The following is an 18,534-nucleotide window of genomic DNA, read 5'->3' as shown; positions in this document are numbered from 1 at the left end:
AATGAGTACATCTACCTTGCAGGCTTACGATCCACATGAAGAAAAAATAAATGCGATTAGTCATGCAATTGGCGCACTTCTGGCAGTCATAGCCAGTATTTTCATGCTGGTTAAAGGCAGTTATTTACCGCTAGGACAATTTATTGGCCTATGTGTTTATGCATTGAGCCTGATTTTACTCTTTGCCGCTTCAAGTTTATATCACTATGCCGAATCGCCACAGCGTCGCGGCTGGTACAAAAAACTCGATCACACCGCAATTTATTATTTGATTGCTGGAACCTATACTCCGTTCTTGTCTATCGCCCTTCCAACGGCAAAAGCGCAATACCTATTAATTGCACTGTGGGTGATTGCTGGCATTGGCACCCTATTCAAGTTAGTTTTCATTCATCGTTTCCAGAAAGTTTCACTCATCGCCTATCTGGCTATGGGATGGCTTGCATTGTTGGTCATGGATGATATGCGACGCTTTTTAAGCGATCAAGCATTAACCTATCTGGTGATCGGTGGACTGGCCTATACCATTGGTGCATTGTTTTATGCCCTAAAAAAGGTAAGATATACGCATGCTATCTGGCATGTTTTTGTATTGATTGGTGCTGGATCACACTTCTTAGCGATCTGTCTTTACGTGATATAAACCCTCTATCTCTATATTTTTTAGTAACCCTAAATCCGTAGACATGAGCCGGTATTTCGTATTTTTTTAAGAAATTACGCCTTTTTTAAAAAGATTACGCTTTTAAAACTAATCTTTTTTAATTTTAGTAAGTGTAAGGTTTCTCATGGCGTCATCAAATTCTATTCCTGCTTCGGAAGAAGTAGCTACAAATTCAAAATTCCGCGTACTCACTGCGAGTCTTGTAGGTACAACAATCGAGTTCTTCGATTTTTATATTTACGCCACCGCTGCAGTGCTTATTTTTCCTCATTTGTTCTTCCCTGCAAGTACAGATCCAACGACTGCAACCATTCAGTCTTTAGCAACCTTTGCTATTGCCTTTATTGCCCGTCCAATTGGTGCTGCTTTGTTTGGACATTTGGGTGACCGTATTGGTCGAAAAGCCACGCTGGTTGCTGCCTTACTCACCATGGGTGTTTCAACTGTATGTATCGGTTTACTTCCAACCTATGCACAGATTGGTATTGTTGCCCCATTACTGCTCGCGCTTTGCCGTTTAGGACAAGGTCTGGGTCTTGGTGGCGAATGGAGTGGTGCGGTTCTGCTTGCTACGGAAAATGCCCCTGAAGGCAAACGTGCCTGGTATGGCATGTTCCCGCAACTGGGCGCACCAATCGGCTTTATCTTGGCTACAGGTTCATTCTTGACCCTGGGCGCATTTATGTCTGAAGCAGACTTTATGCAATGGGGCTGGCGTATTCCGTTTCTTGCAAGTTCTGCACTGGTCATTGTGGGTCTCTGGATTCGTTTAAAACTTCACGAAACGCCTGCATTCCAAAAAGTACTGGACAAGCAAAAAGAAGTAAATATTCCATTTAAAGAAGTCATGACCAAACACTGGCGCATGCTGATTCTGGGTACTATTGCTGCTATCTGTACTTTTGTGGTGTTCTACTTGACCACAGTATTTGCATTAAACTGGGGCACAACCAAGCTCGGTTATAGCCGCGCTGAATTCCTGCAATTGCAATTGGTTGCTACCCTGTGTTTTGCTGCATTCATTCCACTTTCTGCAGTTTTTGCCGAGAAATTTGGTCGTAAGGCAACATCTATTGGCGTATGTATCGCTTCAGCGTTATTCGGTTTAGTGTTCGCAAGCATGCTTGAGTCTGGCAGCACTATTGTCGTGTTCTTATTCTTATGTACGGGTTTAGCGATCATGGGCTTAACCTATGGTCCCATTGGTACTGTACTTTCTGAACTCTTCCCGACTTCAGTCCGTTACACTGGTTCTGCATTAACCTTTAACCTTGCTGGTATTTTTGGGGCATCTTTTGCTCCCCTTATTGCCACTAAACTTGCAACCACTTATGGTTTACAAGCGGTAGGTTATTACTTGACGGCTGCATCCATCCTTTCACTTCTTGCTTTCCTGGCGATGCGTGAAACCAAAAACGATGATGTAAACAACCAAGTTTAATATCATCGAAAAATAAAAAAACCAGCATCATCATGCTGGTTTTTTTATGCTGTTTTTTCAGATCTGTTCATCACTTAACATTTCCTGATAAAGCTCTTCAAAAACCTTACGATCACCACCGGCAATGTAATAACTCGGAACAATGTAAGTCACCAGTTGACGGTATCTTTCCGTCCCATATAAGTGGTCTAAAAAAGCTTCCACATGATTTTCATCAATATCAAATGCCGTCATCAGTTGCTGAAACTTTTGATAAAACCGGCTGGCAAAAGCTGGGGTATTGATGACATCGCTTTCGGCTTGCTGAAAAGCCTGTTCTAAAGCAAGCAGACCCGCTTCAAGCTGTGCCGATTGAGTCTCTGTTAAAGCAAAAAACTGACCGACCTCTTCTGAAAAAGACATACTCTTCTCCTGTTTTGTTCTCATTGTTATAAAGCAATCTTGTTTTACGCTATGTCAATAATTGTTCCAGTACTCGATCTTTAATTTCAAACCAGCTCAATGATATCAATGGTCGGTGGCACCCGAAAACGAAACGGTACGCCCACCATTCCTGTTCCAACCGTAACAAATACATCCGCATATTCATGCTGATATAAACCTTTTTTATGTCCCAGTATAGACACTTTTTTCATGATGTAATTGGTTAACCAAGGCAGCTCAACTTGACCACCATGCGTATGACCAGACAGCATTAAAGGACGTGTCGGCAATTGTGGCACCATATCCACTGTGTCAGGATTATGCGACAAAATCACCCAAGGTTTATCTTGAGGTAAATCAGGCATAAAACGCATATCGGTTTTGCCTGCCCATAAATCACCGACTCCCAACAAGCGAAATTCATCAAATTCCACCATCTGTCCTTCAATATCAATCACATCATTGATCTTTAAAGCATGTCTTAATAATTGCTGAATCGGGGGGCCTGGATATTGTTCGTCATGATTGCCATTGACTGAATAAACCGGGGCATTGATCTGTTTTAAAATTGCCAGTTCATCGGCAAGTTTGTTTTCTGGTTCATAGGTCCAGTCCCCGGCTACTACCACTAAATCAGGATTCTGCTGGTTAATTTTATCGACAATAATTTTCAGTTGCCGTTCATGCCCTGAAAACAGACCAATATGTAAATCGGCAATCAAGGCCAGTTTGATTGGACGCTGCATGTTCTGATTCGGATTCAACTGATATTGCAGGGTTTTCACCATCACATGCTGCGGCTCAATAAAACGTGCATAAATGAGTACGCTACTCAGCAGGAAGATAAAAACAGCTTGATGAATGGAGTAATAGCCACTCCAACCGGCATAAATGCTAAAGAAAAACAAAGGAAGGAGTAAATAAGATAGATAAAATGCCAGTAAATGCACAAAAGCTTTAAACGGATGAATGGTTTCCGTACGCGTTTGACTTAACCATGCTTGGGCCACACCCCAAATTCCAAGCACTAAAAAACTGATATAAAAATAAAAAACGACCGAGTCTGTATCCCACATAATGATTTCTCTAACGATAACGAAGATATGACATCATTCATCTATTCTGATATTTATCTTTTCATAGCTGACCATTATACTCAAACCAAATTTTGGTATTGTTTATAACTTATGGCGCGATCTTGCTCTCCTAAAACTCAATCAGATACTTATAAATTGCGTAACTCTACCTCCACTAAAACTACAGTATTACTAAGTTGTAGCCTGATTGTAGGGATTCCCGCATGTACCACTCTGCCTAAACAAACGCCGCAACCGATTGAATATGCATTTGATACCGAAACCAAACAAACCTCACTGGCTCAAATCATTTTACCCTTAAGAGAACAGAACCCTAATCTTACCGGTTATCATGTTTTATACGACCCCCTGGAAGCTATAGCAGCACGCATACATCTTATTGATAAAGCAGAAAAAACTCTAGACTTACAATACTATATCTGGGACAACGATAAAATTGGCTCGCTTGCACTGCATTCCATCATTAAAGCAGCAGACCGTGGGGTAAAAGTCCGTTTGTTGATGGATGACAACAATGCCAAAAAGATGGAAGGCATTTATCTGGCACTCGATCAACATAAAAATATTGATGTCAGACTGTATAATCCTTACCGTTTTAGACATTACCGTGCCATGGATATGGTGCTGGATTTAAAACGTATTAACCGTCGTATGCATAACAAAAGCTTCATTGCAGACAACCAGATCGCTTTAATTGGTGGTCGCAATATGAGTAATCAATATTATAACGTCAGCGACAATTATCAATTTTCTGATGTCGATGTGATGCTGGTCGGCTCTGCGTCCGATGAAATCGTTCATTCTTTTGATGACTACTGGAATGATGATTATGCATTTCCAGTTAAAAAAATTGTTAATCCTCGACATTATGCATTGCGTTTTGAAAGTCTAAAACAGCAACTCGAGCAGCATTCACAAACTGTTAACGTTCAAAACTATCTAGATTTAGCCAACCGATCGCACGCCTTTGAAAAATGGCTCAATAGCAGTATCCAGTTTGACTGGGTCAAAGCCGAAATCGTGAATGATTCACCCAGTAAAATCAGGGCTAAAGCGAAAAAAGAGCAACACCTGAATTTTCAGCTGCTGAATCGTTTAGACAAACCGGAACAAAGCGTCGATATTATTTCAGCCTATTTCGTCCCTGAAAAAAAAGGCGAAAAGATGCTGAGTGAACTGGCTCAAAATAATATCCATGTCCGAGTACTCACCAACTCTTTTAAAGCCAATGATGTGTTTTTAGTGCATGCTTTTTATGGAAAGTATCGAAAAAATTTATTAAAGGATGATGTCGAGTTATATGAGTTTCTGTCTGCCCCTGAAACGGTAAACTTGAATGCCAATACCGATGAACTTGCTAAAAAAGCCAAAGTTAGCTTAAAAGGTTTAAGCCGTTCCAGCCTGCATGCCAAACTGATGACGATTGATCAAAAACAGGTTTTTATTGGTTCTTTCAATTTTGATCCACGTTCTGCCTATTTAAATACGGAAATTGGCGTGTTGCTGGACAGCCCGAATTTAGCCAGAGCTGTACACCAAACCATGGATGAAAATTTATCCAAATATGCTTATAAACTGGTTTTAGATGCCAATAATAACATCAACTGGAAAATCAAACGCCATGATGGCAGCATCAAAACCTATCTCAAAGAACCGAAAATGAAATGGTGGCAAAAGGCAGGAGTTAAAGTGATTTCATGGTTGCCACTCGAAGGCTTTATGTAAGCCTTTACTTTGTCTGACATTCATTGTTTTGCCTGTTCAAGCTGCAGTTTTAAGCACTTTTTGCTGCAATTGTGCTAGCCCTTCAGTCATTTTGCTTTGAACTTCTTGAGTCAATGTTTCTACCGTATGCCCTTCAGTAGATATTGCCGGCAAGGCGATTAAATGTGCTTTCACTTTAGGCATTTCCAAGACGTTTTTAACATGATCGGCAAAGCTAATATCATTAACAAACGGCGCTACCAGATCCAGTTGTCCATGTTGATTCACATAACAAATCAAACATATTTGTACAGGACGCTTGGCTTCAATGGCTGCACCTAAAATACGTCCATAGATTTTTTTTATTCTTGAGCCATCTGAAGTGGTCGCTTCAGGGAAAAATAATACTGGAATATCCTGTTTTAAAAAATCGGTAATTTGCTGTTTAATTTTAACCGAATCGCCGGAACCACGTTTAATAAACAGTGTCCCACCGCCCTTTGCCAGTTTGCCAAGTAACGGCCATTGTTCAATTTCAGCTTTTGCCAGAAAGAAAACTCGAGCCCCAGATCCCAAAACGGCAACATCTAACCAGGAAATGTGATTACTCACCCAGAGCGCCGGCTCACGTGGAATGATTCCATGTACCTGAATCTCAAGATTAAAAACCTTACATAATTGACGGCAAAAATGCTGCACATAACGCGTGTTACACGGATTATTCGGATCTTTATATAAACGGTGCCGAAAAACCAGATAAAACCCTTGTGCAATCGCCGCGATAACCGCCAATAACTTTTTACTATATAAGAAAAATTTAGACATACTATTTAACGATGAAGTTTCAGTTACAGAGGATTGAGTCATAGATTGATCACTAATTACCAGACACAGGGTTTAATCATTTATTTTCAGCCATTCTATACTGTTCATTTTGATCTTGCATTGATCATAAAAACCGAATCCTGCCTTTTTAATGGAATGATGAAAATCCAAAAACACGGCACTTTGATCTAATACACAAATTATACGAATAAATCCGTCTGCTTTAACAACCTGACCATCCATTAAAATTATAAAATTTATCAATATCTTAAAATCAGTTTAACAAAAATGACTTTTACATTTAGCCAGGATATTTTTATTTACTGAATGTTTTGTTACCTTACTTTAGCCAGTCTGATCTATTTTTCACTATCCGTGCTTATTTTCTACTAAAATGAAGTTTTAACGTAGTTGAGATAGTATTTAGTGGAATATATTGAGCGACATCAAGGTGGCGAACGCGCCCTATTAGTAAGTGTCTCTGTACAACTTTTAGATGACCTTGATGCAGAAGAATTTCGCTTATTGGCCCAGTCAGCGGGTGCTGAAATTGTAGAACATATTACCGCTCAACGTATCAAGCCCGACCCAAAACTGTTTATTGGCTCGGGGAAAGCAGAAGAAATCGCGGAGCGAGCTAAAGAATTAGAAATAGATTTGGTCATTTTTGATCATAGCCTGACCCCTTCCCAAGAACGCAATTTAGAAAGAGTCATTCAATGCCGCGTGATTGATCGTACGCGGCTTATTCTGGACATTTTTGCCCAACGTGCCCGTACCCATGAAGGTAAACTTCAAGTTGAATTGGCACAATTGGATTATTTGTCTTCACGTCTAGTCGGCAGTGGCATCAGTTTAGACAGTCAAAAAGGCGGTATCGGTTTACGTGGACCTGGTGAAACACAACTGGAAACAGATCGCCGTTTACTGCGTTTACGTATTGGACAATTAAAAGACAAACTGGAAAAAGTTCGTCAAACCCGTATGCAAGGTCGTTCTGCACGCCAGAAAGCGGCCATTCCAACGGTATCTCTAGTCGGTTATACCAATGCAGGTAAATCGACATTATTTAACCTATTGGCGCGCTCTGACGTATATGCCGCAGACCAGCTGTTTGCCACACTTGATCCGACTTTACGCCGTTTAAATTGGGATGGGATTGGTGCTCTGGTTCTGGCTGATACCGTAGGTTTTGTCCGTAACCTCGCCCATGCCTTGGTAGAATCCTTTAAAGCCACGCTTGAGGAAACGGCGGAGGCTACCTTGCTGCTGCATGTCATCGATTCCAGCAGTCCAGATATGCTGGAACAAATTGAAGCCGTCGAGTCTGTTTTAAAAGAGATTGGGGTCGATGTCCCGGTACTTCGCGTCTATAACAAAATTGATATCAGCGGTGAAGATGCCAAAATTGTGTATGCCAAACCGCATTTGCCCGATCGTGTCTATGTATCTGCGCATGCCAACAAAGGTTTAGACCTGTTACGCCAAGCAGTTCAAGAATGCTTGATGGGACAGTTGCAAAGTTTCGAGCTGGTATTAAAACCCGAATATGGAAAATTGCGTACTCAACTGTATGCGCTAAATGTCATTCAAACTGAAAATCATGATGAAAATGGCAATCTGCATTTACACGTCATTATTGCCCCACAAAAGCTGGAGCAACTGATTAAACAGGCACATTTACCGATTGATGAAATTCTGGGGAAAAAAGCCACGCAATTTAAAAAACCGCTTGAGGAATTTGAAATCAAAAGATAAATCGGTTAAAACGTGATAAGTATAATTTTAAAGTTTGGTAAAAATGCACGGGATAAAAACCATCGACTGGCCAGCATGGATCGGTACACTGGCTTTAATCATCTGCTTTCGTGAGGGAGCAGTATGGTTAATGACGCAATTTAATCATCCTGAACTGGGTAATTTGGTCGGCTTGATTAGCTTGTTGCTGACTCTGCTTATCTGGAGAAATGTCCACAAATTACCTGCGCGTTTAGTCGATACCAACAATAAAATCATGAAGGAAAGTGCCTTTGCTTTTTTGCCGATTAGTGCAGGCTCGCTGATTATGCTGGTACACATGGGAAAGGAAATTCCTGTTTTTCTTGTGGTGATGTGTATCAGTACCCTGATTCCATTATGGATCTACGCAAAAATGGCCAAACGCTGGTTATAGGGGAAATATGATGTTAGCAGTACTCTACGGTTTTATCTTAACCCTGTTCGCCTATATTATAGCCAAACCTTTAAACAAAAGGCTTCCTCAAGTTCCAGTCATTGTCATCGGCATGTTTTTCATTATTGGATTGTTATTTGTGTTTGGGATTCCTTACGAATCTTATATGACTCGGGTCAATCCGCTGTTTAATCATTTACTCGGCTATGTCACTGTTGCCTTAGCCATTCCGCTTGCCGCCATGCGTTATGACGACTTACCACTCAAAGCGATTGTCGGTATTTTGATTTTTGCCAGTATTAGTGCTGTGGCTTTACCGATGGGACTTGCCTATTTATTGCATATGTCTGATGCAAGCATCATGGCCTTTGCAACTCGGGCGGTAACCACACCAATTGCCATTAATATCGCCACACTGTTACATGCACCCCTCAGCTTGGTTATTTTAATTGTCATTTTATCCGGTGTGATTGGTGCTGCTTTTTCTCCATTTATCTTGCGTCATATGAATGATGAAAGAGCCTCTGGTCTGGCATTAGGCTTGGCAGCACATGCCATTGGAACTGCACAGGCATGGCAACGAGGCAGTGTGGCAGGCCGTTATGCGGCATTTGGTATGGCTGTGAATGCCGTGTTCACCGCCATCTGGTTGCCAACGTTTATACTCTATTTGCAAAAAATGTGACTGATACTTCACTAATACACATTTATATAGTCAAAATTTGACCTTATGATGAAAATTATTCCTAAATTTATTGAACGGTTATTTGATGAAAAATTTTAGACTTTTAGCAGCGCTACTTCTATCCACCAGCAGTAGTGCTGTTTTTGCGGAAGACCTTTCGGGAGTCTGGAAAAATATTGATGATAAAACCGGTTCTTCAAAAGCGATTCTTGAAATTCGCCAAGAAAATAACGGCACTTATACCGCAAAAATTGTAAAAATCACTCCTCGCCCCGGTTATACAGCCAAAGAAACCTGTGTGAATTGTCCTGCGCCTTATACCAATAAGCCTATTCTAGGGATGGATGTTTTAAAAGGTTTAAAACCGGCCGCAGGATCCAACTTTACTGACGGCAAGATTATTGATCCACTTAGCGGCAATATTTACAGTATGAAAGCAAAATTAAGTCCAAACGGTAAGCGTTTAACCCTGCGTGGTTATGTCGGAGTTTCAGCTTTAGGTCGCAGCCAGACCTGGATTAAAAATGACTAAATATGACAAAAAGTCACACTATGTGGCTTTTTCTTTAATAGTATCTAAATAATTCACATTATTTTCATTTTTTATGAAGCAATAGGTTGACTGATCTTTAAACAATGATTATATCTTTAAACTGATAAGAAAAATATTTTCCTTACTTATGGGAATGGATATGAAGAAAAATCTATTATGTATTGCTTTTGCTAGTCTAGCTTTTAGTGGGAATGTACTAGCAGAAGATATTACCGGAACATGGAAGACCATTGACGATAAAACAGGCTCATCAAAAGCAATTTTGGAAATGCGCCAAGAAAATAATGGTACTTATACCGCAAAAATCATCAAAGTAACCCCGCGCCCAGGCTATACCCCGAAGGAAACCTGTATAAATTGTCCTGCGCCTTATACCAACAAACCCATTTTAGGCTTAGATATTTTAACCGGATTGAAAGCTGCGGATGATTACCACTTTGTAAATGCTAAAGTTCTTGATCCTCTCACGGGTAAAATTTACAGCGGGAAAGCAAAATTGAGTGCCAATGGTAAACGTCTCACGCTACGTGGTTATGTCGGTGTTTCCGCATTGGGTCGTAGCCAAACCTGGATTAAGCAAGATTAAATTATGCTCATTACCATTCAGCATAGAAGGTTAATGTGGTACGAATAACAGCTTAATTTTCATTTAAAAGATTGCTTAATTTCGTATCACAGCCTTACCTTAAACTAAGTTAGCAGGACAGTGAACTTATATAAATAAGGAAATTTTATGAAAAAAATAGCAATCGCGACTTCATTTTTTGTCGCACTATTCAGCAGTTTTTCAATTTTTGCTCAGGAGATAGCCGGTACATGGATACAAATTGATGATAAAACAGGTTCACCTAAAGCACTGATTCAAATTGAGAAACAAAATAATGAATCTTATACTGGTAAAATTATTAAAGTAACGCCACGCCCGGGTTATAAACCTAGAGAAACCTGTTATCGTTGCCCACCGCCCTACACAGATCAACCCATATTAGGATTAGAAGTGTTTAAAGATTTAAAACATATCGAAGGAAATAATTATGCCAACGGTCGGGTATTGGATCCTTTAACTGGAAAAATATATGGCTTGAAAGGACGAGTTTCCGCCAACGGTAAACGTTTTATATTACGCGGTTATGTGGGGATTTCTGCCTTAGGTCGAACTCAAACCTGGATTAAAAGTGATTAATCCTGACAAAAAGCCGCACTATGTGGCTTTTTTATTTATAATTCTTTAAATATTTCACATTATTTTGATTTTTTATAAACCCACATATTGACTAATAATTAAACGCTCATATTATGTTCTTATAGATAAAAAAAAATTATTGTCCACAATCGAAGGAATTGATATGAAAAAGAATATTATGCTTGCTACTTTCGCTGGCTTATTTTTCAGTGGAAATATATGGGCACAAGACCTGTCGGGGACTTGGCAACAAATTGACGATAAAACCGGTTCACCTAAAGCGCTAATCGAAATTCGTCAAGAAGCCAATAATACTTACGCGGGTAAAATTATTAAAGTCACGCCTCGTCCAGGTTATACACCTCAAAAGTTATGCCACAACTGTCCGGCACCTTATACCAACCAAGCAATTTTAGGCATGGATGTCCTCACCGGCTTAAAACATGTGCCTGATACAAATAATTATGAAAAAGGTCGCGTGATTGATCCGCTTGCAGGAAAAATTTACGATGCTAAAGTCAAGATAAGTAGCAATGGCAAACGCTTGACCTTACGCGGTTATGTCGGTATCTCCGCACTGGGACGCAGTCAAACTTGGCTTCGGGTAGAATAATCAGAATGTAAACTCAACAAAAAGCCACCCTAAAGTGGCTTTTTTACATTAGTCAATCAAATGATCTCATTTTTTTGCACACTCTCCAGAATATTGACTAATCACATAATCCTTCTAATATACCGACTCAATAAAAAATAATGAATTATGTAAAGGATGTATATGCAAAAGAATATATTGCTTGCAACTTTGGCGAGTGTACTTTTTAGTGCGAATGTTTTTGCTGAAGACATTTCTGGAACTTGGCAGCAAATTGATGATAAATCGGGTGCAGCCAAAGCAATTATCAAAATCCATCAAGAAGCCAACAACAGCTTTACAGCTAAGATTGTCAAAGTAACACCTCGTCCAGGTTATACTCCTCGTGAAACATGTAATAACTGCCCTGCACCCTATACCAACCAGCCAATTTTAGGCATGGAAATCATTAAAGGCTTAAAACATGTTGCAGGAACCAACAATTATGAAAAAGGTCGGGTGATTGATCCTTTAGCAGGCAATGTTTATGATGCCAAAATTAAAATGAATGCTACTGGTAAGCGTCTTACTTTGAGAGCCTATATGGGCGTTTCAACTTTGGGACGTAGCCAAACATGGATTCGACTTGAGTAAATTTAAACCTGATAAATACCCATAAAAAAGCCACATCATGTGGCTTTTTATTTTTTAAATTATCCAAAGATTACATCACTGGATTATTAACTTTAAATATTTCTTTATCTTCCAAGCGATAGGCAATCAACTGATTACCCCAAACACAGCCGCCATCGACATTCTGAATCTGTGGATTAATACTTTTACCCTGTAATGCAGCCCAGTGTCCAAAGATCAATTGATGTGTTTTTGCAGCTTCCGATTCAAATTCAAACCATGGTCTAAAACCTTGAGGCATTGGCTCATCGAGCGAATCTTTAAAGCTAAACTCTAAGCGACCTTGGCTATCGGTTAAACGCATACGGGTTAAATAGTTGGTAATACAACGTATGCGCGCATGACCTTCTAGATCAGCCGACCAGAGCTCAGGTTCGGTACCGTACATTTCCTTCAAGAAAGCATCGAGCACAGCAAAGTCTTCATGACCGATGATCGCTTCAACTTCTTTTGCCAAAGCAGAAGTCTGTTCTGCTGACCAAATGCATGGAATACCCGCATGAGTCAAAATGGTGTGATCATTGGGGAAAAGACACAAGGGTTGTTTACGCAACCAGTCAATCAGGTCATCACTATCAATCGCATCAATTACATCACGAGTATTGTCTTTGTCTTTTAACTCTTTTAAACCACGCGCGCAGGCTAAAAGAGTCAGGTCATGATTACCCAAAACTGTTGCGGCGACTCCACCATCAACAAGTTTTTTAACAAACCGCAATGCACCAAGCGAATTTTCACCACGTGCCACCAAATCACCGGCAAACCAGATAAAATCTTGATCCGGATCAAACTTGATTTCTTTTAGCAAGGCTTTTAGGGCTTCAAAACAGCCTTGAACATCACCAATGACATAGTTGTATCGAATATCTGAGCGTGCCACTTAAGCCACCATTTGATCTGACAAAGCAACAAATTGTGCCATAGATAAGGTCTCTGGACGTGCCATCGGATCAATACCGGTTTTTTCGAAGGCATCTTCCACCAACATACCCTTCAAGCTGTTACGCAGTGTTTTACGACGCTGAGTAAACACATGTGAAACCAGACGGGCCAAAGCTTTTTCATTTTTGGCAATAATCGGTTTTACCGCGTACGGCTCTAAACGGAATACCGCAGAGGTCACTTTGGGTGGTGGATTAAAAGATCCTGGCGGCACTTCAAATAAAAATGTCGGTTTACAGTAATACTGGATCATCACCGATAAACGACCATATTCTTTGGTATTGGGCGAAGCGGTAATCCGATCTACCACTTCTTTTTGCAACATGAAGTGCATGTCTTGCACTTTGTCACCAAACTCCAAGAGATGGAACAAAAGTGGTGTCGAAATATTATAAGGCAAGTTGCCAACCACACGTAAAGGGCGATCTTCTTGGAACAATTGAGAATAATCATATCTCAATGCATCGGCTTCGATAATGGTTAAACGTTCAGGATATGGCACACGACCCGGTAGGCCTGCCGCCAAATCACGATCCAGCTCAAGCACGGTTAAAGCATCACACTCGCCAATTAATGGTGAGGTCAACGCAGCTAAACCCGGTCCAATTTCTAGAATATTTTGACCTGGCCGCGGATTGACTGAGCGTACAATTTTGGCAATGACACGCTGGTCATGTAAAAAGTTTTGACCAAATCGTTTTCGAGCCTGATGCCCTTCTTGTTTTGGGTTTAAGGCATTAATTTGATACATAAAAACATTTCCAACGTGAGTAATGAACAATAATCAGTGGCGCGCCAAATCGAGGGCTAAATCGACAGCAACGTGCAGGCTTGAACTTTTCGCAAGTCCGCTACCCGCAAGGGAGAGTGCTGTGCCATGATCGACAGAAGTTCGAATAAAAGGTAAGCCCAAAGTAATATTGATGGCTTCACCAAAGCCCTGTGATTTTAACACAGGTAAACCCTGATCGTGATACATCGCCAAAACAGCATCGGCATCTTTTAAATTTTCAGGAGTGAACAAGGTATCAGCAGGAAGACTCAAACTCATATTAATGCCTTGCGCCCGATAGCTTTCAAGCACCGGATTAATCACTTCGATTTCTTCCATCCCCAAATACCCCCCCTCGCCTGCATGCGGATTTAAGCCACAGACCAGAATATGCGGATGCTCAATCTTGAACTTGGTTTTTAAATCATGAATTAATATATCAAGGACTTGATGCAGACGCTGCGTGGTAATGGCATCTGCAACATCGCGTAAAGCCAGATGCGTGGTTGCGAGGGCTACACGTAAGGTCTTGGTTGCGAGCATCATTACGACGCGTTCAACACCTGCAAATTCTTGGTAATACTCGGTATGACCACTAAAATGAATGCCGGCATCATTGATCACTGATTTTTGTACGGGAGCTGTTGCCACCCCCACACTTCTACCTGACATCGCATAATCAGCGGAACGACGGAGTTGTTCTAATACATAAGCAGAATTTTCAGCATTCAACTCACCCAAGACCACCTCAGTATTGAGTGGAATATGCTCCACATATAACTGACCTTGGGCTGAGGATTCTGATTGTCCTTGATACTCAATCAGTTCAATGGTTTGCTTTAGAATTTCGGCGCGTTTTTTTAAAAGATTGAGATCAGCCAAAATCACAACCGGACGTTCATCAATACGCATCGCCAAACTTAAACAGATGTCTGGACCAATCCCTGCAGGTTCACCACTGGTTACATATAAAGGAAGCATATTTTCGTCTCGTCTAAGCTGCGCTCGAATCTCATTATTATATACAGGTTAGATAAACAAGTTTTTCGCTAACAGCTATTTTCCAAGAGAAAATAGAGATCAGCTCCTAATCATGGATGGGGTAATATCAAGTTCTATCCGTTCTATTGATAATATGAAAAATAGTTGTGATTATTCTTTGCACATTACAGGTTTTACCTATAAAATATAGCCCTTGAAATTCTACATTTTCATTTGTGATTCTTCACGTATTCGTTTAGAATCGCGTCTCCTTTTGTTTGGACAGATTCCATAGTCCAAACCAACTATAATAGGTAGTGGTTTAATGAAAACTCTCAGCGCTAAGCCAGCTGAAGTTCAACATGACTGGTATGTTGTTGATGCTTCTGGCAAAACTTTAGGTCGCCTTGCGACTGAAATCGCTCGTCGTTTACGCGGTAAGCATAAAACTTCTTATACTCCTCACGTTGACACTGGCGATTATATCGTTGTAATCAATGCTGAAGAAATTACTGTGACTGGTAAAAAAGCTCAGGATAAGAAATACTATCGCCATACTGGTTTCCCTGGTGGTATCCGTGAGACTAACTTCGAGAAGTTAATCGCTCACAAACCTGAAGCAGTTTTAGAAAAAGCTGTTAAAGGTATGTTACCAAAAGGTCCTCTTGGTTATGCAATGATCAAAAAAATGAAAGTGTACGCTGGTACTGAGCATCCACATACAGCTCAACAGCCACAAGTTTTGGACATCTAAGGGATACAGCACATGGCTACTAATTATGGTACAGGTCGCCGTAAGACCGCAACTGCACGTGTTTTCTTGTCAGCTGGTACAGGCAAACTCGTAATTAACAACCGTTCTATCGAACAATATTTCGGTCGTGAAACTGCTCGTATGGTTGTTCGTCAACCGCTTGAGCTTTTAGAAGTTACTGAAAAATATGACCTTTACATCACTGTTGCTGGTGGTGGTATTGGTGGTCAAGCAGGCGCTATCCGTCACGGTATTACTCGTGCATTGATCGCTTCTGACGAAACTTTAAAACCTGCTCTTCGTCAAGCTGGTTTCGTTACTCGTGATGCTCGTGAAGTTGAACGTAAGAAACTTGGTTTACGTAAAGCTCGTAAACGTCCTCAGTTCTCTAAACGTTAATTCGTTTACCGAATCGGACAAAAAGCCTTGGTTTATCCAAGGCTTTTTTATGTCCTAAAAATTTAGGTGAGGCCTTTGTTCTTCTACTGCTTATGCACATCTTTACCCCACACTCCTTCATGACACCAAAATGACTTACTCAGATAGTAGTTAGCAACACCAATTAAAATAAAAAGCATCATCAAACCCAGTTTAATTATCATATTTTCTTACTCCAGCCATTTTTTCTTATAATCTACCTGTGCAATAGTTGATTCGTCTTTTATGCTTCGTGCTTTTTAGGTTGAATTTTAGTATCCTATTCTATTCATTTTTGCTTTGTTTGGGATTATGTCCGTCGAAACCGCACCTGTTCAAGGAATTACACTGTATAGCCATGCAGATGACTTTCGTTCACATTGGATTCGCTATGTCCTTGCCGAGAAGCAAATTAAATATCATCTGATTATTGTAGATGAAGACGATGAAGATCTCGCTAGCTTAAATCCATACAACCAAGTTCCGATGCTGATTGAAAATGAACTTAAACTGTTCAATACCAGTATTATTTCCGAATATATAGATGATCGCTATCGTCAAAATAAATTATATGCGGATGCACCCATGCCGCGCGCTGAACAGCGTCAATATATTTGGCGATTTGAACAAGATTGGTTAAAGCTTGCAGATATCATGCTGCGTCATCCAGATAGCTTAAATACAAAAGATAAAGCAAAAGCCCAAAAACAATTGCGTGAAATACTCATCTCTCTAACGCCATTATTTCAGCATTTTCCCTATTTTATGTCAGAAAATTTTACAATTTTAGATTGCATGTTAGCGCCAATTTTTTTACGGTTACATTCAATGGGGATTGAACTCCCTAAACAACATTGCCGCCCCATTTTTTTATATTGCCAACGGATATTTTCCCGTCCTGCTTTTATCAAGTCTATGACCATGCAGGAAAAAAATAAATATCGTGAAATTTTAGTGAATCAATAGAGTATATTTCAATGTCTGATCAGGAATTAAACCTCACTCCCACCCGTCCTTATCTCGCTCGTGCAATTTATGAATGGATTTGTGACAACAACCTCACCCCACATTTGCTTGTTGATGCCACACAACCGAATACCATGGTTCCAGAACAATTTATTCAAGACGGGCAAATTGTTTTAAATATCGCCCCTCATGCAGTTCATAAATTAAATATAAGCGATGCTAGCATTACTTTCTCCGCTCGTTTTGGCGGCGTGTCTCGTGATATATATGTACCTTTAAATGCTGTGATGGGTATTTATGCACGTGAAAATGGTCAAGGTCTATTCTTTGATCCAAGTGAATATGAAGATACCCAAATCCCTGAAGATACTTTAAAATCAACAACACTTTCAGAAGAAACTGAACAACCCAAGACCAAGAAAAAACCGAGTTTACGGTTATTAGACTAAAACAATATGGAGTAAATTGATGGCTTTTGATTTAGTACAATATTTTGCTGAGCAGATTAACACTCAAAAGCCTCAGCTTCTCGGGCAATACTCTAGAGAAGATAAAAAAGAGCATTTATTGGAAATAAATGCGCTTGTGTTGGGTAAGTTGATTACACTTTGGCGCTCTAATGACAAAAAAGTTTATCAGGAAATTTCCTCACCCGATGAGCTCTTTATACAAGAGGTTGCCCGCCACCTGACCACTTCTCCAAAAAATCAGTCCACATTAGCTAAAAGTGAATTAGAGCCAGCAGTCACAGAGATATTGCGCTTACAACTGGCAGAGCTCAAGCAACTTAATGATATTGGTAATCTCGAAGTTCGAGGATTACATGAATTACTCTTAGGACAAATTGAACATCTTGCTGGTCAAGCGCCTGATTGGGTTTGGTCAACAAATGATCTGTTAGAGTTAAAAGGCTCTAAACCGATTGTGCAAGAAGAGATATCATTAGATTCAACAATGAAGGAGTTTAATCAAATGGTAAGTCAACAACATACTGATATTAATGAAGATCAGCACAGAACCGCAGCGGCAGTAAGTAGTGCAGTGCCAACATGGGCAAAACGTCTAGAACCTGCAGTTGCCATCATCATTCTTTGGATTTTATATTCTGCTGCAACTCAAATGTTTAACTGAAATATTTAAAAGTTTAGTAAAAATAGAAGTCGCCTAAATGGCGATTTTTATTTGGAAATAGGTCAATAGTTTAGACTTATAAATAGCGTAGCTAAAAATAAATAATGCTTAATATATTTTCTCAATATAGCCAACCTACCGTGGACTTCTTTCATTCATGAAGATTCCGTCGTCTATCTATTTAAGCTATTGATTAAGTCATTTCTACTTGATGTAGAAGGTATTTTTCCTATCCTATTTACCAGAGAAATGACTTTTAACAAGGTAAGAGAAATTTTAAGCTATTCATCAATTTATCTTATTCTTAATTTAATAAAACAAGTTCTAGACATAGATATTCATTTTTAAAGTTCAAGCTTGAATACCAAGTTAGCTAACCCTCACTTTGTTGAAACACTTCATCCAATCAAAGGCTCTCTCTGCAGGGATGTTTTTAGCATATAAAACTTACGACCTAAAAAAAACCCCCTCAATCATTTGAGGGGGTTTTCAGGAATAATGAGCTGGCGATGACTTACTCTCACATGGGTAACCCCACACTACCATCAGCGCAAAGAGG

At 40.0% G+C, this 18,534-nt stretch carries 22 protein-coding genes; 16 read left to right on the top strand and 6 right to left on the bottom strand.

The features are described from left to right. Position 1 precedes the first annotated feature (1 nt). Positions 2-643 (top strand): PAQR family membrane homeostasis protein TrhA, encoded by a 642-nt coding sequence (gene trhA, locus AY606_RS03745; RefSeq protein ID WP_067864960.1) that lies wholly within the window; start codon positions 2-4, stop codon positions 641-643. Between the two features lie 145 nt (positions 644-788). Further along, entirely contained in the window at positions 789-2,105 is a 1,317-nt protein-coding gene (locus AY606_RS03740) for an MFS transporter (RefSeq protein WP_067864958.1), read from the top strand. 57 nt (positions 2,106-2,162) lie between these two features. Here AY606_RS03740 and AY606_RS03735 read toward each other — a convergent pair whose 3' ends face one another. Both AY606_RS03735 and AY606_RS03730 read right to left on the bottom strand, forming a co-directional pair. Further along, positions 2,163-2,507: a hypothetical protein gene (locus tag AY606_RS03735; RefSeq protein WP_067864956.1), complete on the bottom strand. Its 345-nt coding sequence runs from the start codon at positions 2,505-2,507 to the stop codon at positions 2,163-2,165. Between the two features lie 86 nt (positions 2,508-2,593). Further along, positions 2,594-3,604: a metallophosphoesterase gene (locus tag AY606_RS03730; RefSeq protein ID WP_067864954.1), complete on the bottom strand. Its 1,011-nt coding sequence runs from the start codon at positions 3,602-3,604 to the stop codon at positions 2,594-2,596. Positions 3,605-3,715: 111 nt separating this feature from the next. Between AY606_RS03730 and AY606_RS03725 the strand changes: the two genes are divergently transcribed. Continuing rightward, positions 3,716-5,350, top strand: coding sequence for a phospholipase D family protein (locus AY606_RS03725; protein WP_081408351.1), 1,635 nt, complete (start codon positions 3,716-3,718; stop codon positions 5,348-5,350). Between the two features lie 36 nt (positions 5,351-5,386). Here AY606_RS03725 and AY606_RS03720 read toward each other — a convergent pair whose 3' ends face one another. Further along, a complete protein-coding gene (locus AY606_RS03720; protein ID WP_067864951.1) occupies positions 5,387-6,196 on the bottom strand; it encodes a lysophospholipid acyltransferase family protein in 810 nt (269 codons plus the stop codon). Between the two features lie 384 nt (positions 6,197-6,580). Between AY606_RS03720 and hflX the strand changes: the two genes are divergently transcribed. From hflX to AY606_RS03680, 8 genes are all read left to right on the top strand, one after another. Next, positions 6,581-7,912 carry a ribosome rescue GTPase HflX gene (gene hflX / locus AY606_RS03715; RefSeq protein WP_067864948.1) on the top strand — a complete coding sequence of 444 codons (1,332 nt, stop codon included), beginning with the start codon at positions 6,581-6,583 and terminating at the stop codon, positions 7,910-7,912. A 43-nt stretch (positions 7,913-7,955) separates the two neighbouring features. After that, the gene (locus AY606_RS03710) at positions 7,956-8,327 is read left to right on the top strand and encodes a hypothetical protein (RefSeq protein ID WP_067864945.1); all 372 of its coding nucleotides are present in this window, start codon (positions 7,956-7,958) and stop codon (positions 8,325-8,327) included. 10 nt (positions 8,328-8,337) lie between these two features. Then, positions 8,338-9,012 (top strand): LrgB family protein, encoded by a 675-nt coding sequence (locus AY606_RS03705; protein ID WP_067864942.1) that lies wholly within the window; start codon positions 8,338-8,340, stop codon positions 9,010-9,012. An 85-nt stretch (positions 9,013-9,097) separates the two neighbouring features. Continuing rightward, entirely contained in the window at positions 9,098-9,544 is a 447-nt protein-coding gene (locus AY606_RS03700) for a DUF2147 domain-containing protein (RefSeq protein ID WP_067864939.1), read from the top strand. A 160-nt stretch (positions 9,545-9,704) separates the two neighbouring features. Continuing rightward, on the top strand, positions 9,705-10,151 hold the full coding sequence (locus AY606_RS03695; RefSeq protein WP_067864929.1) for a DUF2147 domain-containing protein: 447 nt from the start codon (positions 9,705-9,707) through the stop codon (positions 10,149-10,151). A gap of 147 nt (positions 10,152-10,298) precedes the next feature. Then, positions 10,299-10,748, top strand: a complete 450-nt coding sequence (locus AY606_RS03690; protein WP_067864926.1) for a DUF2147 domain-containing protein — start codon at positions 10,299-10,301, stop codon at positions 10,746-10,748. A 163-nt stretch (positions 10,749-10,911) separates the two neighbouring features. Beyond that, a complete protein-coding gene (locus tag AY606_RS03685) occupies positions 10,912-11,361 on the top strand; it encodes a DUF2147 domain-containing protein (RefSeq protein ID WP_067864921.1) in 450 nt (149 codons plus the stop codon). Positions 11,362-11,523: 162 nt separating this feature from the next. Further along, positions 11,524-11,973, top strand: coding sequence for a DUF2147 domain-containing protein (locus AY606_RS03680; RefSeq protein WP_067864919.1), 450 nt, complete (start codon positions 11,524-11,526; stop codon positions 11,971-11,973). Positions 11,974-12,043: 70 nt separating this feature from the next. On the opposite strand, the gene AY606_RS03675 is transcribed toward AY606_RS03680, so the two are convergent. The 3 genes from AY606_RS03675 to pdxA are packed head-to-tail and all read right to left on the bottom strand — an operon-like array spanning position 12,044 to position 14,707. After that, positions 12,044-12,877, bottom strand: a complete 834-nt coding sequence (locus AY606_RS03675; RefSeq protein WP_249409212.1) for a symmetrical bis(5'-nucleosyl)-tetraphosphatase — start codon at positions 12,875-12,877, stop codon at positions 12,044-12,046. Between the two features lie 15 nt (positions 12,878-12,892). Beyond that, the gene (rsmA, locus tag AY606_RS03670; protein WP_067864915.1) at positions 12,893-13,705 is read right to left on the bottom strand and encodes a 16S rRNA (adenine(1518)-N(6)/adenine(1519)-N(6))-dimethyltransferase RsmA; all 813 of its coding nucleotides are present in this window, start codon (positions 13,703-13,705) and stop codon (positions 12,893-12,895) included. Between the two features lie 33 nt (positions 13,706-13,738). After that, positions 13,739-14,707, bottom strand: a complete 969-nt coding sequence (gene pdxA / locus AY606_RS03665) for a 4-hydroxythreonine-4-phosphate dehydrogenase PdxA (RefSeq protein WP_067864913.1) — start codon at positions 14,705-14,707, stop codon at positions 13,739-13,741. Positions 14,708-15,032: 325 nt separating this feature from the next. Between pdxA and rplM the strand changes: the two genes are divergently transcribed. From rplM to AY606_RS03640, 5 genes are all read left to right on the top strand, one after another. Continuing rightward, on the top strand, positions 15,033-15,461 hold the full coding sequence (gene rplM, locus AY606_RS03660; protein ID WP_067864911.1) for a 50S ribosomal protein L13: 429 nt from the start codon (positions 15,033-15,035) through the stop codon (positions 15,459-15,461). 12 nt (positions 15,462-15,473) lie between these two features. Next, positions 15,474-15,860 carry a 30S ribosomal protein S9 gene (gene rpsI, locus AY606_RS03655; RefSeq protein WP_067864908.1) on the top strand — a complete coding sequence of 129 codons (387 nt, stop codon included), beginning with the start codon at positions 15,474-15,476 and terminating at the stop codon, positions 15,858-15,860. 330 nt (positions 15,861-16,190) lie between these two features. Beyond that, positions 16,191-16,844, top strand: coding sequence for a glutathione S-transferase N-terminal domain-containing protein (locus AY606_RS03650; protein ID WP_067864906.1), 654 nt, complete (start codon positions 16,191-16,193; stop codon positions 16,842-16,844). Between the two features lie 11 nt (positions 16,845-16,855). Beyond that, positions 16,856-17,293, top strand: coding sequence for a ClpXP protease specificity-enhancing factor (locus AY606_RS03645; protein ID WP_067864904.1), 438 nt, complete (start codon positions 16,856-16,858; stop codon positions 17,291-17,293). 19 nt (positions 17,294-17,312) lie between these two features. Beyond that, positions 17,313-17,975: a hypothetical protein gene (locus tag AY606_RS03640; RefSeq protein ID WP_067864902.1), complete on the top strand. Its 663-nt coding sequence runs from the start codon at positions 17,313-17,315 to the stop codon at positions 17,973-17,975. Positions 17,976-18,534 lie beyond the last annotated feature (559 nt).

The organism is Acinetobacter sp. SFB (assembly GCF_001647545.1).
Classification (GTDB): domain Bacteria; phylum Pseudomonadota; class Gammaproteobacteria; order Pseudomonadales; family Moraxellaceae; genus Acinetobacter.
The sequence above is the reverse complement of the archived record's forward strand: the minus strand, read 5'-3'. Positions and strand labels throughout refer to the sequence as shown.

Coding starts and splice junctions, on each gene's coding strand:
- AY606_RS03730 (WP_067864954.1), bottom strand. CDS start 3,604: ATGTGGGATACAGACTCGGTCGTTTTTTATTTTTATATCAGTTTTTTA.
- rplM (WP_067864911.1), top strand. CDS start 15,033: ATGAAAACTCTCAGCGCTAAGCCAGCTGAAGTTCAACATGACTGGTAT.
- AY606_RS03640 (WP_067864902.1), top strand. CDS start 17,313: ATGGCTTTTGATTTAGTACAATATTTTGCTGAGCAGATTAACACTCAA.
- AY606_RS03720 (WP_067864951.1), bottom strand. CDS start 6,196: ATGACTCAATCCTCTGTAACTGAAACTTCATCGTTAAATAGTATGTCT.
- AY606_RS03705 (WP_067864942.1), top strand. CDS start 8,338: ATGTTAGCAGTACTCTACGGTTTTATCTTAACCCTGTTCGCCTATATT.
- AY606_RS03645 (WP_067864904.1), top strand. CDS start 16,856: ATGTCTGATCAGGAATTAAACCTCACTCCCACCCGTCCTTATCTCGCT.
- AY606_RS03690 (WP_067864926.1), top strand. CDS start 10,299: ATGAAAAAAATAGCAATCGCGACTTCATTTTTTGTCGCACTATTCAGC.
- AY606_RS03685 (WP_067864921.1), top strand. CDS start 10,912: ATGAAAAAGAATATTATGCTTGCTACTTTCGCTGGCTTATTTTTCAGT.
- AY606_RS03710 (WP_067864945.1), top strand. CDS start 7,956: ATGCACGGGATAAAAACCATCGACTGGCCAGCATGGATCGGTACACTG.
- AY606_RS03650 (WP_067864906.1), top strand. CDS start 16,191: ATGTCCGTCGAAACCGCACCTGTTCAAGGAATTACACTGTATAGCCAT.
- rpsI (WP_067864908.1), top strand. CDS start 15,474: ATGGCTACTAATTATGGTACAGGTCGCCGTAAGACCGCAACTGCACGT.
- AY606_RS03700 (WP_067864939.1), top strand. CDS start 9,098: ATGAAAAATTTTAGACTTTTAGCAGCGCTACTTCTATCCACCAGCAGT.
- AY606_RS03740 (WP_067864958.1), top strand. CDS start 789: ATGGCGTCATCAAATTCTATTCCTGCTTCGGAAGAAGTAGCTACAAAT.
- AY606_RS03680 (WP_067864919.1), top strand. CDS start 11,524: ATGCAAAAGAATATATTGCTTGCAACTTTGGCGAGTGTACTTTTTAGT.
- rsmA (WP_067864915.1), bottom strand. CDS start 13,705: ATGTATCAAATTAATGCCTTAAACCCAAAACAAGAAGGGCATCAGGCT.
- AY606_RS03695 (WP_067864929.1), top strand. CDS start 9,705: ATGAAGAAAAATCTATTATGTATTGCTTTTGCTAGTCTAGCTTTTAGT.
- AY606_RS03735 (WP_067864956.1), bottom strand. CDS start 2,507: ATGTCTTTTTCAGAAGAGGTCGGTCAGTTTTTTGCTTTAACAGAGACT.
- pdxA (WP_067864913.1), bottom strand. CDS start 14,707: ATGCTTCCTTTATATGTAACCAGTGGTGAACCTGCAGGGATTGGTCCA.
- AY606_RS03725 (WP_081408351.1), top strand. CDS start 3,716: ATGGCGCGATCTTGCTCTCCTAAAACTCAATCAGATACTTATAAATTG.
- trhA (WP_067864960.1), top strand. CDS start 2: ATGAGTACATCTACCTTGCAGGCTTACGATCCACATGAAGAAAAAATA.